This window comes from Microbacterium sp. NPDC055683, from assembly GCF_053617895.1.
Window position 1 is genome coordinate 1 of sequence record NZ_JBSHGQ010000026.1, and the last position, 15,502, is coordinate 15,502.

At 73.0% G+C, this 15,502-nt stretch carries 13 protein-coding genes; 6 read left to right on the top strand and 7 right to left on the bottom strand.

Annotated features, from left to right (window positions below):
• Positions 1-45: 45 nt before the first annotated feature.
• From argG to ACWGPF_RS11050, 3 genes are all read right to left on the bottom strand, one after another.
• Entirely contained in the window at positions 46-1,464 is a 1,419-nt protein-coding gene (argG, locus tag ACWGPF_RS11040) for an argininosuccinate synthase (protein ID WP_452332874.1), read from the bottom strand.
• Positions 1,465-1,525: 61 nt separating this feature from the next.
• Positions 1,526-2,245, bottom strand: a complete 720-nt coding sequence (locus ACWGPF_RS11045; RefSeq protein WP_452332875.1) for a Pr6Pr family membrane protein — start codon at positions 2,243-2,245, stop codon at positions 1,526-1,528.
• Between the two features lie 56 nt (positions 2,246-2,301).
• Complete coding sequence (locus ACWGPF_RS11050) at positions 2,302-3,711, bottom strand: MFS transporter (RefSeq protein WP_452332876.1); 1,410 nt, start codon at positions 3,709-3,711, stop codon at positions 2,302-2,304.
• Between the two features lie 171 nt (positions 3,712-3,882).
• Between ACWGPF_RS11050 and ACWGPF_RS11055 the strand changes: the two genes are divergently transcribed.
• Positions 3,883-5,199 (top strand): M20/M25/M40 family metallo-hydrolase, encoded by a 1,317-nt coding sequence (locus ACWGPF_RS11055; RefSeq protein ID WP_452332877.1) that lies wholly within the window; start codon positions 3,883-3,885, stop codon positions 5,197-5,199.
• Positions 5,200-5,223: 24 nt separating this feature from the next.
• Here ACWGPF_RS11055 and ACWGPF_RS11060 read toward each other — a convergent pair whose 3' ends face one another.
• From ACWGPF_RS11060 to ACWGPF_RS11070, 3 genes are all read right to left on the bottom strand, one after another.
• Positions 5,224-6,249 carry a PLP-dependent cysteine synthase family protein gene (locus tag ACWGPF_RS11060; RefSeq protein WP_452332878.1) on the bottom strand — a complete coding sequence of 342 codons (1,026 nt, stop codon included), beginning with the start codon at positions 6,247-6,249 and terminating at the stop codon, positions 5,224-5,226.
• A 75-nt stretch (positions 6,250-6,324) separates the two neighbouring features.
• Positions 6,325-7,380, bottom strand: a complete 1,056-nt coding sequence (locus ACWGPF_RS11065) for a D-cysteine desulfhydrase family protein (protein ID WP_452332879.1) — start codon at positions 7,378-7,380, stop codon at positions 6,325-6,327.
• A gap of 4 nt (positions 7,381-7,384) precedes the next feature.
• Entirely contained in the window at positions 7,385-7,915 is a 531-nt protein-coding gene (locus tag ACWGPF_RS11070; RefSeq protein ID WP_452332880.1) for a GNAT family N-acetyltransferase, read from the bottom strand.
• Between the two features lie 153 nt (positions 7,916-8,068).
• Here ACWGPF_RS11070 and ACWGPF_RS11075 point away from each other — a divergent pair, with 153 nt between their 5' ends.
• Positions 8,069-9,136: an LLM class flavin-dependent oxidoreductase gene (locus tag ACWGPF_RS11075; protein ID WP_452332881.1), complete on the top strand. Its 1,068-nt coding sequence runs from the start codon at positions 8,069-8,071 to the stop codon at positions 9,134-9,136.
• Entirely contained in the window at positions 9,133-10,443 is a 1,311-nt protein-coding gene (locus tag ACWGPF_RS11080; RefSeq protein ID WP_452332882.1) for an LLM class flavin-dependent oxidoreductase, read from the top strand. The genes ACWGPF_RS11075 and ACWGPF_RS11080 overlap by 4 nt, the downstream gene beginning before the upstream one ends.
• A gap of 930 nt (positions 10,444-11,373) precedes the next feature.
• Here ACWGPF_RS11080 and ACWGPF_RS11085 read toward each other — a convergent pair.
• A complete protein-coding gene (locus ACWGPF_RS11085) occupies positions 11,374-12,420 on the bottom strand; it encodes an aldo/keto reductase (RefSeq protein ID WP_452332883.1) in 1,047 nt (348 codons plus the stop codon).
• Between the two features lie 154 nt (positions 12,421-12,574).
• Between ACWGPF_RS11085 and ACWGPF_RS11090 the strand changes: the two genes are divergently transcribed.
• The 3 genes from ACWGPF_RS11090 to ACWGPF_RS11100 are packed head-to-tail and all read left to right on the top strand — an operon-like array spanning position 12,575 to position 15,473.
• On the top strand, positions 12,575-13,648 hold the full coding sequence (locus ACWGPF_RS11090) for an amino acid ABC transporter permease (protein WP_452332884.1): 1,074 nt from the start codon (positions 12,575-12,577) through the stop codon (positions 13,646-13,648).
• Positions 13,645-14,430: an amino acid ABC transporter ATP-binding protein gene (locus ACWGPF_RS11095; protein WP_452332885.1), complete on the top strand. Its 786-nt coding sequence runs from the start codon at positions 13,645-13,647 to the stop codon at positions 14,428-14,430. Before ACWGPF_RS11090 ends, ACWGPF_RS11095 begins: the two co-directional genes overlap by 4 nt.
• Positions 14,431-14,474: 44 nt before the next feature.
• Positions 14,475-15,473 (top strand): ABC transporter substrate-binding protein, encoded by a 999-nt coding sequence (locus tag ACWGPF_RS11100; RefSeq protein ID WP_452332886.1) that lies wholly within the window; start codon positions 14,475-14,477, stop codon positions 15,471-15,473.
• Positions 15,474-15,502 lie beyond the last annotated feature (29 nt).

Sequence of the window (15,502 nt, forward strand, 5' to 3'; positions counted from 1 at the left end):
CGCCCGGAGAGGGCGGACGCGGCGTTCCGGCGATCGCCGTCGCGGTCAGTCGGTGCCGGCGTCGAACGCGGCCGACTCGCCGACGGCGTCGAGCGCCTCGTCGGCCTCGGTTCCGGTCGTGATCTCCTCGGCCTCGCCCTTCTCGAGCGCGCCGATGAGCTCGCCCGTCGTGCCGCCGATGAGGCCGCGCGAGACGTAGCCCTCGAGGCGCGAGCGCGAGTCGGCGATGTCGAGGTTGCGCATCGTGAGCTGGCCGATGCGGTCGACGGGGCCGAACGCGGCATCGCCGACCCGCTCCATGGAGAGCTTCTCGGGCGCGTACGACAGGCCGGGGCCCTCGGTCGAGAGGATCGTGTAGTCCTCGCCGCGGCGCAGGCGCAGCGTGACGCTGCCCGTGATGGTCGAGCCGACCCACTTCTGGATGGCCTCGCGCAGCATGAGCGACTGCGGCTCGAGCCAGCGGCCCTCGTACATGAGGCGGCCGAGACGGCGGCCCTGCTCGTGGTACGTCGCGAGGGTGTCCTCGTTGAGGATGCCGTTGACGAGCCGCTCGTAGGCGGTGAAGAGCAGCGCCATGCCCGGCGCCTCGTAGATGCCGCGCGACTTCGCCTCGATGATGCGGTTCTCGATCTGGTCGCTCATGCCGAGGCCGTGCCGGCCGCCGATGCGGTTCGCCTCGAACACGAGCGCCACCGGGTCGCTGTACTCGACGCCGTTGAGGGCGACCGGGCGTCCGGCGTCGAACGTCACCGTGACGTCCTCCGTCTCGATCTGCACGGACGGGTCCCAGAACCGCACGCCCATGATGGGGTCGACGGTCTCGAGCGACACGTCGAGCTCTTCGAGGGTCTTGGCCTCGTGCGTCGCCCCCCAGATGTTGGCGTCGGTCGAGTACGCCTTCTCCGCCGAGTCGCGGTAGGGGTAGCCGTGCGCGACGAGCCACTCGCTCATCTCGGTGCGGCCGCCCAGCTCCGACACGAACGTCGCGTCGAGCCACGGCTTGTAGATGCGCAGGCGGGGGTTCGCGAGCAGGCCGTAGCGGTAGAACCGCTCGATGTCGTTGCCCTTGTAGGTGGAGCCGTCGCCCCAGATGTCGACGCCGTCCTCCTTCATGGCGCGCACGAGCAGCGTACCCGTGACGGCGCGCCCGATGGGCGTCGTGTTGAAGTACGTGCGTCCGCCCGAGCGGATGTGGAACGCGCCGCACGCGAGGGCCGACAGCCCCTCCTCGACGAGCAGCGGCTTGCAGTCGATGAGGCGCGACGCCTCCGCGCCGTACTGCAGCGCGCGCCCGGGGATCGACTCGATGTCGTCCTCGTCGGGCTGGCCGAGGTCGCCCGTGTAGGTGTGCGGGACGGCGCCCTTGTCGCGCATCCACGCGACCGCGACGGAGGTGTCGAGACCCCCGGAGAAGGCGATGCCGACGCGCTCGCCGACGGGGAGGGATTCCAGGACCTTCGACATGGCCTCCAGTCTAGAGGCGCGCAGGGGTCCGCCCGATCCGGGGGCGCCGCGACGTCCGCGGTCAGCTGCGCGCCCGCAGTCGCGACACCCCGACGACGCCCGAGCCGACGAGGGCCATGGCGACGGCGATGCCGATGATGTACAGCGCGACGCCGCCGTAGCCGCCCTGCAGGTGCGGATCGAGGAAGGGATACGGATACCACCACGGGTTGCCCGTCCCGGGGCTCGTGATGGCGTTCGCGCGGAGCAGGGTGTACACCGCCCAGACGACGGGGAACGACACGATGGCCCACACGGCCGTCCAGGGGAGCGCCCGGCGACGAGGGGCGAGCAGCACGTCGGCGAGAAGGAACAGCGGCCCGACGACGTGCAGCACCTCGTTCGACCAGGGGACGACCGACGCCGTGCTCTCGATGCCGCGCAGCAGCGTGTTGTAGACGATGCCCGTGATGATCATGTAGGTGGACACGCAGGCGAGCAGGACATCCCGCACGCGCGTCTCCCGACCGCGCCAGAACGCCACCGCCGACAGCAGGAGCACGACCGCACTGGAGATGTTGGAGTCGATCGTGAAGAAGCTGAAGAAGTTCGCGACCACCGTGGGGAGGTGCGCCGCATACGGCTCGGTCGCCTCCTGCGCCTCGCGGTACGAGTCGGCGAACTGCGCCGCCACGGCGGCGAGCAGGAGGACGGCCGCCGCCACCCGGAGCACCTGCCATCCGCGGGCCCACGCTCCGGCCATCCGAGCGGGGGAGTCGTCAGCGAGCGCCGGTGCCGTCATGTCCGAGACGATACCGGCCCGCGCCGACGTCCCGCCGCCATCCGCCGGCGCCCGCCTCACCCGCGGGGCGGCGCCGCCCGCCGGAACTCCGGCGAGAACGACACCGCGAACGCGACGGCCGACGGCACGGCGCACGCGACGAGCGCGGCGCTCACGCTCGCGGCGGTGCCCGTCCCCGTCGCACCGAGCAGGATGCCCGTGGCGAGCGCGACGAGGTAGGTCGCGGCGAGCCGCTGGGTGAGCTGCAGGAACGACGCCGCGACGCCGTGCAGCCCCGGCGGCGCGAACGAGAGCGTCATGACCCGCAGCGGCGGCTCCACGATGCCGCCAGAGACGCCGAGGCCGACCTGCGCGGCCACGACGGCGGCGAACAGCGCGTCGTCGTCGAGCGACGGCGCCGTGCTCGCGAGCGCCGTGATGAGGGCGACCTGCAGGCCGAGGCCGAGCGGCACCGTCGCGCCGCCGAGCCGTGCCGCGATGCGCTGGCTGAAGAGCGACACGACGAGCCGCGCGACAGCTCCCGGGGCGAAGAAGAGCGCGATCGCGAGCGGCGAGAGGCCGGGGCGCTGCAGCAGGTGCACCGTCACGGCGGAGCCAGCGGCGAGCGTCGCGCCGAACCACGCCATGGCCACGACGTTGCCCTGCACGAAGCCCCGTGACCGCATGAGCGCGGGCGCGAAGAGCGGGAGGCGCCCGCGCCGGGCGTAGCGGCGCTCCCACACGACGAGGGCCGCGGCGGCCAGTCCGCATGCGGTCACGAGCACGAGGACGAGGGCGGGCGGCAGACCCGGCTCGACGATGGGCAGCGTCACGGCCGCGACGATCCCGCCGAGCAGCAGGATGGCCGGGAGATCGAGCGACACCGGTGTCGTCCTCGCCGGCCCGGGAGCGAGCCCGCGCCATCCGAGCACGAGCGCGACGAGGGCGAACGGCAGCGGGAGGGCGAGGACGACGCGCCAGGCGGCGCCCTCGGGGGCGGACCCCAGCGCGATCGCCGAGGCGACGGGCCCGGCGAGCCCCGCCAGCGCCCCCGCCGCGGTGTACGCCCCGAGCGCGCGCAGCCGCGCGGCGCCGACGAAGAGGTCCTGGATGGCGCCGAGTACCTGCGCGCTGATGACCCCTGCGCCCAGACCCTGGACGAGCCGTGCGACGATGAGCACGACGATGTCGCCCGCGGTCACGGCCAGCACGCCGCCGAGCGCGAAGGTGCCGAGGCCCACGGCGAACAGCCCGCGCCGGCCGTAGGCGTCACCCAGCCGGCCGCCGGGCACGAGCCCGAGGCCGAACGTCAGGGAGAACGAGGCGAGGAGCCACTGCACGCCCGCCGTGCCGCCGCCGAGCGTCGCTCCCACGGCGGGCACCGTGTAGGTGATCGCGGTCGCGTCGAACAGGGTGGCGAATCCCGCAGCCAGACATGCCCACAGTGCCGCCCGCGGAGACGGAGCGGGGCGGGCGGGACGGGGCACGGTGCCGACAGTAGGGACGGCGGGCGCCCGCCGTCCGTCCCGTGTCCTGCCGCGACCGCGTGTGACGGCGTGCGACGGGGCGCCGGCGTCCTGCTTCGCCCGCGGCATACCCTCGCGGTGGACCGGACGGCCCCTCGCGGTGGATCGGACGGCCGGACGAGAGGAGAACCCGTGACGACCCTGCTGGAGGACGAGGCCCTGGAGTTCGCGCGCGGGCTCATCCGCATCGAGAGCGTCAACACCGGCGTCGCGGCGGAGATCGGCGACGGCGAGACGCGGGCCGCGCGGTACGTGCAGGAGCGACTCGCCGAGGTCGGGATCCCCTCGGAGCTCGTCGAGGCGCGACCGGGCCGCGGCTCGGTCGTCGCGCGGCTGCGCGGCAGCGACCCGTCGGCGGGTGCGCTTCTCGTGCACGCGCACCTCGACGTCGTGCCGGTCGATGAGGCCGACTGGAGCCACCCGCCGTTCGGGGCCGAGATCCACGACGGCTACCTGTACGGGCGCGGCGCGGTCGACATGAAGAACTACGCCGGCACCATCCTGGCCGTCGCACGGCACTACGCGCGCGAGGGGATCGTTCCGCGACGCGACATCGTGCTCGCGTTCCTCGCCGACGAGGAGACCGGCGGCGTGTGGGGCGCCAGCTGGCTCGTCGACAACCGGCCCGACCTTTTCCAGGGTGTCACCGAGGCGCTCAGCGAGGTGGGCGGGTTCTCCGTGCCGCTCACGGGACGCGACGACAGGCGCGCGTACCTCGTCGCGACCGCCGAGAAGGGCGTCGCCTGGGCGACCCTGACGGCGAGGGGCCATGCCGCGCACGGCTCGCGGCCGACCGACGACAACGCCGTGGTGCGCCTCGCGCAGGCGGTCGCCGAGATCGGCGGGCACCGCTTCCCCGTGCACCGCACGGCCGCGCTGCAGCGGTTCCTCGACGTCTTCGGAGAGGCGCGCGGGCTGGCGTTCTCCGACGAGACGCTCGCGGACGACATCGCGAGCCTCGGCTTCATCTCCTCGCTCGTCGACGCATCGACCCGCAACACCGTCACCCCGACCGTGCTGGGAGGCGGGCACAAGACGAACGTCATCCCCGCCGAGGCCTTCACGCGCGTCGACATCCGCATCCTGCCCGGTCAGGACGAGGCGGTCCGACAGCATCTGCGCGACGTCGCGGGCGACGACGTGGCCATCCGCGAAGGGCGCTGGTGGTCGGCGACGGAGGCGTCGGTCGATGCGCCGATCATCGACGTCTTCCAGGAGGCCATCACGGCCTTCGACCCCGACGGCGTCGTCGTGCCGTACCTGCTGCAGGCGTCGACCGACAACAAGCACTTCGCCCGCCTCGGCATCAGCGGCTACGGGTTCGTGCCTCTGCGCGTCGCTCCCGACTTCGACGTGTTCGGCCAGTTCCACGCCGCCGACGAGCGCATCGCCGTCGACGCGCTGCACTTCTCCGCCCGGGTGACGGAGCAGATCCTCCGCACGGCCTGAGGGGCCGCCGCGGCGGCGCCCGGGTCAGGCGTACCGGTCGGCGATGTGTCCGAGGTCGTTGGCCCGCAGCCAGTCGGCGTCGTACTCGCGCGCCAGGTAGTCGCGACCGCTGTCGGCCGAGAACACGACGAACACGGAGCCTGCGGGCGCGCTCGCCGCGGCGTCGAGGGCGACGCGCAGGCTCAGCACCGAGCTCAGCCCGAGGACGAGTCCCTCGGTGCGCGCGACGTGCCATCCGAAGTCGATCACGTCGGCCTTCTTGCGCGCCTCGAAGCGGTCGAGCACGTCGCCGTCGACGTTCGCCGTCCAGTCCTTCTCGAGATCCTTCTCGCCCGCCACGTAGCGCGCCAGGTTGTTCTCGCCCTTGCCGTTGGGCGTCTCGGCGAACGCCGTCCCGATCACCTGGATGGCCGGGTTCCGGCCCTTGAGGTACCGTCCCGTCCCGCTCGCCGTCCCTCCCGTCGCGAGCGCCGCGACGAAGTGCGTGACACGGCCATCCGTCTGGTGCCAGATCTCCGGCCCCGTCGACAGCACGTGCGCGGCCGGGTTCGGCGACGTGGACTCCTGTCGCGCCCACCACGTGCTCGGATCCTCGTCTTCGTAGCGCTGCGCGATGACCGCCCAGTGCTCGGGGTCGTCGCGCTCGACGTCGGGCCGTCCGGGGATGATGTCGACGCCCAGGAGCTTCAGCAGCGCGACCTTCTGCGGGGCGATGTCGGGCCCGACGACCGCCGTCACGGGGTGGCCCGTCGCGATGCCGGCGAGGGCGTAGCCGATCGCGGTGTTGCCGGCGCCGAAGTCGATGATGCGGGCGCCCGGCTTCAGATCGCCCGCGGCGATCGCCTCGCGCACGATGTTGACGCCGATGCGGTCCTTCGACGACCCGCCCAGGTTGTGGTGGTCGAGCTTGACCCACACCTCCGCGTCGAGACCCTCCGTCAGCACGTTCACGCGCACGAGCGGCGTCGCGCCGACCAGGCCGAAGGCGTCGTCGACGACGCGGGCGAGCGCGGGATCGGGGAAGGCGTGCGACAGGCGATCAGCGGTCATGCGGGAACGCTACGCCTCCGCCGCCCGCCCCGGCAGGGCCATCCGTCATCTCGGGAAACCGAGCCGGCCCGAGCCTCAGCCGGCGAAGGCCTCGCCGAGGGCCGGCGCGTGCGCGAACAGCGCGGGGGAGCCCCCCGTATGCAGGAACAGCACGTCGTCGTCCTCGCCGTAGGCGCCGGAGCGCACTCCGGCGATGAGCGCGGCGGCCGCCTTGCCCGTGTAGACCGGGTCGAGGAGGATGCCCTCGGTCCGCGCGAACAGGCGGATGGCCTCCACGCCGCCCTCCGTGAGCGCGCCGTACGCGGCGCCGACGTGCGCGCCGTCGACCCACGCTGCATCGGCCGGCCCGCGCCCGAAGAAGGCGAGCGTGCCGGCCGAGATCGTGTCGACGGCCTCGGCGAGCTCCGCGACATCCGGCGAGACGGCGACGCCGTGGATGCGCGCGTCGCCTCCCAGGAGCGCCTGCGCGGCGACGAGCCCCGCCTGCGTGCCGGCGCTGCCGGTCGCCACGACGACCTCGGTGAACCGCTGCTCCGACGCGGAGATCTCGGCGTACGACTCGAGGTAGCCGAGGGCGCCGACGGGCGTCGACCCGCCGCTCGGGATCAGGTACGGGCGCAGCCCGTCTGCCCGAAGCTGCGCGACGACGGCATCGGCAGCTGCGCGCTCGGGGTGCGGGTCGTCCGGCGTCTCCTCGACGAGCACGACCTGCGCGCCGAGGATGCGGTCGAGCAGCACGTTGCCCGACCCCGTGTACTCGGGCGTCGACCCCGGCGGCACCCGCAGCACGAGCACCGCCTCGAGCCCGGCCTTCGCGGCGGCCGCCGCGGTCTGCCGTGCATGGTTGGACTGCGCGGCCCCCACCGTCACGAGCACGTCGGCCCGCTGCGCACGCGCGTCGGCGAGCAGGTACTCGAGCTTGCGCGCCTTGTTGCCGCCGAGGGCGAGCCCCGTCAGGTCGTCGCGCTTGACCCACAGTCGCGGCCCGCCGCCCAGCTCCGCGCGCAGCCGGTCGAGCGGCTGCAGCGGGGTCGGCGCCGTCACGAGATCCTCGCGCAGCGTGCGCAGATCGCGCACGGCCGGGTCGACGGCGTCGAGGAAGAGCGGGTCGAGCAGCGCGTCTGCGGACATGCCGTCAGCCTAGAGGCAGGCGGTACACCGCGAGCATGCCGCCGCGCGACGACGGGATGGTCTCGCGCTCCGGCACGCGCACGAAGCCGAGCCGCCGGTAGAGCCGCTGCGACCTCTCGTTCCAGGGCCCGGTGTCGAGCACGAGCGCGGGAGCGCCCCACTCGCGTGCACGCGCGATCGCGACGCGCATGAGGGCGTCGCCGACGCCGTGCCGCCGCGCCTCGGGCAGCACGGCCAGCAGCCGCAGCTCGGCTTCGCCGTCGCGCGACTGGCGGGCGAGCGGCGAGTCGGCCCTCAGCAGGCTTGCCGTGCCGACGATGCGCCGATCCGGCGTCGCCGCGACGAGAAGCTCGCCGGCGTCGGCGCGCGCGCTCGCATCGCGCAGGAGCCGCAGGCGCGCGGCATCGGGCTGCGGGGAGCCCGGCTCGCCGTGCCCGAACCCCCGGTAGGTCACCTCGCCCACCTCGGCGAACTCCGACGGGCGGGCCGTGCGGATGGCGAAGGCGAGGGAGGGGCGCTCGTCGACCGTGGTCATCCCGCCGAGGATAGGCCGCCGGTCGCCGCCGCGGTCCGCGGGCATCGCGCATCGTCACACGCCGTCGCACGCGGTAACACGGGACGGATGGCCGCGCCGGCGTTCCTAGATTCGGGGGAGCCGTCCCGCGCGGGGCGGGGGAGAGGATCCGACATGACGCATGCGCCCTTCGCGGTGGCCGTCGAGCTCGACGGCGGGGGAGCCCATCCTGCCGCCGCATCGGCGTTCGACCGCGTGACCGAGCCGTGGCTCGAGCCGCGCCGCGTGGCCGAGGTCGTCTCGCGCGCCGAGCGGTTCGGCTTCACGGCCGCGACGTTCCAGGACGCGCCCCTCGGGCCGTCCGCGCGTCTCGACGCCGTGCAACGCGCCGCGTTCGCCGCGCCGCTCACGAGCGGCATCGGCCTGCTGCCCGTCGTGTCGACCGCGTACTCCGAGCCCTTCCACGTCGCCACGCAGCTCGCGAGCCTCGACTGGGCGTCGTCGGGTCGCGCCGGCTGGATCGTGCGCGCCGACGCCCCCGCCGACGAGGCCGCCGCCTACGGCCGCCCTCCGCTCGACGACGCGTCGGCCGCCCGCGAGGCCGCCGACGCCGTCGAGGTGGCGCGTCGGCTGTGGGACTCGTGGCAGGACGACGCCGTCATCCGCGACGTCGCGACCGGTCGCTACCTCGACGCCGACCGGCTCCACTACGCCGACTTCGTCGGAGAGAGCTACGCCGTCAAGGGGCCGTCGATCGTGCCGCGGCCCCCGCAGGGCCAGCTCGTCGTGGCATCGGATCGCGTCGCCGACGCCGAGATCGCCCTCGTCTCCGCACGCGACGAGGGCGCCGTCGTCGCGCGCGCCGCCGAGTTGCGCGCCGCGGGAGGAGCACGCGTCGTCGTCGAGCTCGACGTCGTCCTCGACGCCCGCGGCGTCTCGGCGGAGCGCCGCCTCGACGCTCTCGGGGCCTGGCCCGATGGCGGCTCCGCGGGCGGGGATCGGCTGCGCTGGACGGGAGACGCGGACGGCCTGGCGGCCCTCATCGCGCGCCTGGCGGAGGTCTCCGACGGCGTGCGCCTGCACCCCGCCGTGCTCGACGTCGACCTCGAGGAGCTCGGCCGGCTCGTGCTCCCCGCGCTCCGTCGCACCATCGGCTTCCGCTCGCCCGTCGCCGGAGCGACGCTGCGCGAGACGCTCCGGCTCGCAAAGCCCGCGAACCGCTTCGAGAGGACCGCCGCATGACCACCCAGCCGGCCCGTACCATCCAGTTCGGCGTCTTCTTCCAGGGCGTCAACTTCGGCACCATCTGGTCGAGCGCGCAGAGCGGCTCGCAGCACGACTTCGAGTCGTTCCGCCGGATCGCCCAGACCGCGGAGCGCGGCCTCTTCTCGGCGTTCTTCCTCGGGGAGGGGCTGCGCCTGCGCGAGCACCTCGGCCGCGTGCACGAGCTCGACGTCGCCGGACGGCCCGACGCGCAGACGCAGCTCGCGGCGCTCGCCGCCGTGACCGAGCGCATCGGGCTCGTCGCGACGCAGAACGCGACGTACAACGACCCGCACGACCTCGCCCGCAGGCTCGCCTCGCTCGACCTGCTGAGCGACGGCCGCGCCGGATGGAACGTCGTGACGACCGACAACGCGTGGACGGGCGCGAACTTCCGCCGCGGCGGCTGGCTCGACCACGCCGACCGGTACCGCCGTGCCGCCGAGTTCGTCACGGCGGCCAAGCGCCTCTGGGCGGCGGAGCCGGGCGAGCACGTCGAGGCGCCGGACGACCTCATCCCGTTCGCGACGACCTCGACCCTGCCGCGCAGCCGACAGCAGCGGCCCGTCGTCTTCCAAGCCGGAGACTCCGACACGGGCAGGGAGTTCGCCGCGCAGCACGCCGACGTCATCTTCTCCGCCCACGGCAAGCTCGACGACGCGATCGCGTTCGCGTCCGATGTGCGCCGGCGCCTGCCCGCCTACGGTCGCGGAGTCGACGAGCTGAAGTTCTTCCCCGGCCAGGAGTTCATCCTCGCCGAGACCGACGCCGAGGCGCGCGAGAAGGCCGACTGGGTCACGCACGCGCAGGTGTCGCCGCAGACCGCGCTGGCGTACCTCGAGCAGGTGTGGGGGCGGAGCCTGTCGGAGTACGACCCCGACGGCCCGCTGCCCGACGTCGACCCCGTGCAGGACGAGGCCGACGGCACGCGCGGGTCGATGTTCTCGGGCCTGCGCGCGAAGCAGACGGCGGATCAGTGGCGCGCGCTCGCCGCCGAGAAGGGGCTGTCGATCCGCGAGTTCGTCATCGCGCAGACGACGCGGCGCTCGATCGTCGGCGGGTACGGCTCAGTCGCTGACCTGCTCGTCCGCTACGTCGAATCCGGCGCCGTCGACGGCTTCAACGTCTCGCCGTACCTCGTGCCGACGGGACTCGACGACATCGTCGACGGCCTCATCCCCGAGCTGCAGGAGCGCGGCGTCTACCCGACGGAGTACGCCGGGACGACGCTGCGCGAGAACCTCGGACTCCCCGCCGTGCGCGAACCGGAGGCCGTGCGGGCGTAGGAGAGGCGGCGGGCGCAGAGGAGGCGGCGGGCGCAGGTGGCGTGGTGTCTGCGTCCCCTCTTCGCCCAACGGATATCCGCTTACGGGGGAACCGCTTCCCGCCGCGTGATCGCGTGTGCTCTCGGCAAATGGATGTGCGTTCGGCGAGGTGGCGCGGGCGGGGGATCGTCGGCGTCGCTGGCCCGTCCGGGACCGCCCGGTCGTTGCGGGACTTCGCCGAGCGTCCGGCATAGCCGGCGCACAGCATTCTGCGGTCGAGCGGGCAGGATGCCTGCAGGTTGCTCCTATGGCGGGCAAGGGCTGCGCAGGGGAGCGGGCGGTTCTCTGGAGTCCTGGATGCACAGGGCATCCGGGGAGGAGGCCATCATGGAAGCGATCCTGCAGGCGCTGGTCGCGCTGCCGCTCATCGCCGTCGTCGCGGCGCTCGCGCTGGAGCCGCTCGTCGGTGATCCGGCCTGAGGGGGTCTCGAACCCGCTCCCCGCCCGGCCGGTGTCGCGCCCGCTCCGCGCCGCACCGGCCGGGCTGTCCGCACCGGCCGGGCTGTCCGCACCGGCCGGGCTATCCGCGTCGGCCGGGCCATCCGCACCCGCCGGGCTATCCGCGCAGCCACGGCCATCCGAAAGCGCACCGTCCGATGCGCACGGGGCCACGCGAAGCGCGCCGAAGTCAGGCGCACGGGTCGGAACTCACGTGGCGACCAGTTCATCGACGAGACGGTCTCAACTGCCGGCGTCAACCCGACCCCCTCCTTCTCCGCCAACGGACATCCGTTGGTGAGGGAACCGCTTTCTGCGGCGCGATCGGATGTCCGCGGCGCAAACGGATATCCGTTGGACGAGAGAGCGCGGCGGGAACGCGGCGGCGCGAGCCGAGCCACGCGGCGGCGCGAGCCGAGCCACGGGGCGGCGGGGTCAGGCCCCGCGGCGGGGTCAGGCGGCGGGGCGGGGGTTCTGCGGCGAGCCGGGCTGCTCGCGCCCGTCCGACACCCACAGCGGATCGAATGAGCGGTGCGCCGTGATGCGCGCGGCGATGCCGTCGAGCCGGGCGACGATCTCCCGATCGAGCGCCACGCCGATCGCGGCGAGGTTCTCGTCGACGCGCGAGGCGTACCGCGTGCCGGGGATCGGGACGACGGGCAGACCCAGCGTCTCGCCCTTGTCGTAGAGCCAGGCCAGTGACAGCTGCGCGGCGGTCAGCCCCGCATCGGCCGCGATCGCGAGCACCTCGGCGAGCACGGGAGCGTTCGCCACGAGCGCCTCGGGAGCGAAGCGCGGGAACTTCGGCCGGCCGTCGCCGGCGCCCAGTGCCGCCGCATCGAAGGCGCCCGTGAGCCACTGCCTGCTGAGGGGCGAGTACGGCACGAAGCCCACGCCGAGCTCGCGCGCGGCCGGCACGACGTGCGCTTCGACGTCGCGGCTGACGATGCTCCACTCGCTCTGCACGGCGGCGATCGGGTGCACGGCCGCCGCACGGCGCAGCTCGTCGCCCGTCGGCTCCGACAACCCGATGTGCCGGACCTTGCCCTCCTGGACGAGCTCCGCGAGCGCGCCGACGGTGTCCTCGATCGGAACGGCCGGATCGACGCGGTGCTGGTAGTAGAGGTCGACGTGGTCGGTGCCGAGGCGGCCGAGACTGAGCTCAATCTGCTCGCGGATGTGCGCCCGGTCGCCGCGCACCGACCGCTCGCCGATGCGCCCTCCCGGCACGATGCCGAACTTCGTCGCGAGCTGCACGTCGTCGCGCCGCGTCGCCAGCAGACGCGAGATGATGCGCTCGCTGCGACCCTCGCCGTAGATGTTCGCGGTATCGATGAACGTCGCGCCGGCGTCGACCGCGTGCGTCAGCGTGCGCAGCGCCTCGTCGTCGGAGATCGGTCCGTAGACGTCGGTGAGCGACATGCCGCCGTACCCCTGCGCGGGCACGCGGAAGCCGTCTCCGAGGTGGACGAGGTCGGGGGTCTGCAGCGTCTCGGTCACGAGGACCGAGACTATCCGCCGCGGCCGTGCGTGTTACGCCCCGTATCGATTCGTTGCCGCGTGTTGTGCAGGGCCGCGCGGACGCCGCGCACCTCGCCTACGGTCCTGGAAGCGGCGACCGGCGTCGTCGCCTCCACCCGATCCGAGGAGCCCCATGACCGACACCGTCACGCGCCGCGCCGGCGCCGCGCCCGCGCCGGATGCCCCGGCGCGCGAGCGCATCGACGTCGCGAGCGCGAGGGTCGTGCCCACGCGCCACTGGTGGCGCTGGACGATCGGCGCCGTCATCGTCTTCGTCGTGGCCCAGTTCGCGTGGTCGCTCGTCACGAACGAGAACTACGAGTGGGATGTCTTCGCCCACTACTTCTTCTCGGAGCCGGTGCTGCGCGGCATCGTCATCACCCTGTGGCTCACCCTGCTGTCGACCGTCATCGGGTTCACGCTCGGCACGCTGCTGGCGCTCGCCCGTCTCTCGAAGTCACCGCTGCTCAACTCTGCGGCATGGTCGTACGTCTGGTTCTTCCGCTCGGTGCCGCTCGTCGTCCAGCTCGTCGTCTGGTACAACCTCGGGTACCTCTACCCGACGCTCGGGCTCGGATGGCCGTTCACCGACGACTTCTGGATCGTCGAGTTCTCGACGACGACGCTCATCAGCCAGTGGGCCGCAGCCATCCTGGGGCTCGGACTGCACCAGGCCGCCTACTCGGCCGAGATCATCCGCGCCGGCCTGCTCTCCGTCGACCAGGGCCAGCTCGAGGCGGCCCATGCGCTCGGCATCCCCGCGCGCCGCCGGCTGTTCCGCATCATCCTGCCGCAGGCGATGCGCTCCATCGTCCCCAACGCGACGAACGAGGTCATCGGCCTCGTCAAGGGCGCCTCGGTCGTGTTCGTCATCGCCCTGCCCGAGCTCTTCTACGCCGTGCAGGTCATCTACAACCGCAACAGCCGCGTGATCCCCCTGCTGCTCGTCGCCGTGGTCTGGTACACGATCATCACGACGCTGCTGAGCATCGCGCAGTTCTACATCGAGCGCCACTACGCGAGAGGCGCCGTGCGCACGCTGCCTCCGACGCCGTTGCAGCGGGCACGGCACTGGGTCAGGACGCAGTGGGCGCGGCTCGGCGACGACGCCACACCCCCGCCCTCGCTCGCGGGAGCCGACGCTCCGCCGCTGCCGAGCGCGCAGCGCTCGAACGGGAACGACGCGCAGGACGGAGGGGCACGATGACCGCCACGCAGGAGGCCACCCGCGGTCTCGTCGAGATCCACGACGTCCACAAGAGCTACGGCGGACACGAGGTGCTGCGCGGCATCGACCTCACCATCCAGCCGGGCGAGGTCGTCGCGGTCCTCGGCCCCAGCGGTTCGGGCAAGTCGACGCTGCTGCGCACGATCAACCACCTCGAGTCGATCGACCGCGGCTCCGTGACGGTGGACGGACAGCTCATCGGGTACGAGCTGCGCGGCGGGCGCCTCCACGAGCTGCGTGAGCGCGAGATCCTCCGGCGCCGTACGCAGATCGGCATCGTCTTCCAGAACTTCAACCTCTTCCCGCACCTCACGGCGCTGGAGAACGTGACGGAGGCGCCGATCGCGACGGGCGCGCTGTCGAAGGACGACGCGCGCGAGCTCGCGCTGGGGCTGCTCGCCCGTGTGGGCCTCGCCGAGAAGGCCGATCAGTACCCGCGGCAGCTCTCGGGCGGCCAGCAGCAGCGCGTCGCCATCGCGCGCGCCCTCGCGCTGAAGCCGAAGGTGATCCTCTTCGACGAGCCGACCAGCGCGCTCGACCCCGAGCTCGTGGGCGAGGTGCTCGACGTCATCCGCGATCTCGCCCAGCTCGGCACGACCCTCGTGATCGTCACGCACGAGATCGGCTTCGCCCGCGAGGTTGCCGACCGCGTCGTCTTCGTCGACGGCGGCGTGATCGTCGAGCAGGGCCCTCCGTCGCAGGTGCTCGTCGCCCCGGAGCACCCCCGCACCCGCGAGTTCCTCGCCAAGGTGCTGGGCTGACCGACCCGAACCCGAATACCCGAACCAGAGAGAACCACCGCATCATGGCCATCAGCAAGAAGCAGGGCATCGCGATCGGCGCCGCCGTCGCTGCCGTCGTCGTCGTCGCAGGCGGCATCACCGCGGCCGTCCTCCTCAACCAGGACGACGACGCCGCAGAGGCGGCAGCGGCCGAGGAGACGACCGAGGCGAACGTCACGACCGACGAGATCGAATGGGTGCGTCTCGACGAGCCCGTCGAAGAGGCCGTCGCCGCCCTCGAGGCGAGCGGCTTCGAGCCGGTGGAGGACGGCAAGCTCACGGTCGCCCACTCGTCGTACCTGCCGCCCCTCGGCTACATCCCCGAGGGCGAGACCCTCCCGGCCGGCACCGAGCCCAACATCGGCGCCCTCATCGCCGACGCCCTCGGACTCGAGTACAACCCCGTCGAGGTCGCATGGGCGGACTGGCCGCTCGGCATCCAGTCGGGCAAGTACGACCTCATCACCTCGAACGTGACGGTCACCGAGGAGCGCAAGGAGCTCTACGACTTCGCGTCGTACCGCGTCGACCTCCTCGGTTTCGCCGTGCAGGCCGACAGCGAGATCGACTCCATCGAGGAGGCGGCCGACGTCTCCGGCCTGAAGATCCAGGTCGGCTCCGGCACCAACCAGGAGCAGGTGCTCCTCGCCTGGAACGAGGAGCTCGAGGCGGCGGGCGAGGAGCCGGCGGAGCTCGTCTACTACGACGACAACGCCGCGGCGACGCTCGCGCTGCAGTCGGGCCGCATCGACGCGACCTTCGGCCCGAACGCGACGGCGGCGTGGTCGGCCGCCGAGACGGGCGACACGAAGATCGTCGGCCTCATCCCCGGCGGATGGCCGCTCACGGCCAACATCGCGGCGGCCACCGCGAAGGACAACGGCCTGATCGAGCCCGTGCAGATCGCGCTCCAGGCCATCATCGACGGCGGCGAGTACGCCGAGGTGCTCGACTTCTGGGGCCTCGAGTCCGAGGCCGTGACGGAGAGCGTCGTCAACCCCGAGGGCCTGCCCAAGTCCTGATCCGCCCCGATCCGCCCGCGCCCCGCACG

What these genes read in the sequence shown, in the direction of transcription:
- ACWGPF_RS11060 (WP_452332878.1), bottom strand. Translation starts at nt 6,249, where the DNA reads ATGACCGCTGATCGCCTGTCGCACGCCTTCCCCGATCCCGCGCTCGCC.
- ACWGPF_RS11045 (WP_452332875.1), bottom strand. Translation starts at nt 2,245, where the DNA reads ATGACGGCACCGGCGCTCGCTGACGACTCCCCCGCTCGGATGGCCGGA.
- ACWGPF_RS11075 (WP_452332881.1), top strand. Translation starts at nt 8,069, where the DNA reads ATGACGCATGCGCCCTTCGCGGTGGCCGTCGAGCTCGACGGCGGGGGA.
- ACWGPF_RS11090 (WP_452332884.1), top strand. Translation starts at nt 12,575, where the DNA reads ATGACCGACACCGTCACGCGCCGCGCCGGCGCCGCGCCCGCGCCGGAT.
- ACWGPF_RS11070 (WP_452332880.1), bottom strand. Translation starts at nt 7,915, where the DNA reads ATGACCACGGTCGACGAGCGCCCCTCCCTCGCCTTCGCCATCCGCACG.
- ACWGPF_RS11065 (WP_452332879.1), bottom strand. Translation starts at nt 7,380, where the DNA reads ATGTCCGCAGACGCGCTGCTCGACCCGCTCTTCCTCGACGCCGTCGAC.
- ACWGPF_RS11100 (WP_452332886.1), top strand. Translation starts at nt 14,475, where the DNA reads ATGGCCATCAGCAAGAAGCAGGGCATCGCGATCGGCGCCGCCGTCGCT.
- argG (WP_452332874.1), bottom strand. Translation starts at nt 1,464, where the DNA reads ATGTCGAAGGTCCTGGAATCCCTCCCCGTCGGCGAGCGCGTCGGCATC.
- ACWGPF_RS11095 (WP_452332885.1), top strand. Translation starts at nt 13,645, where the DNA reads ATGACCGCCACGCAGGAGGCCACCCGCGGTCTCGTCGAGATCCACGAC.
- ACWGPF_RS11080 (WP_452332882.1), top strand. Translation starts at nt 9,133, where the DNA reads ATGACCACCCAGCCGGCCCGTACCATCCAGTTCGGCGTCTTCTTCCAG.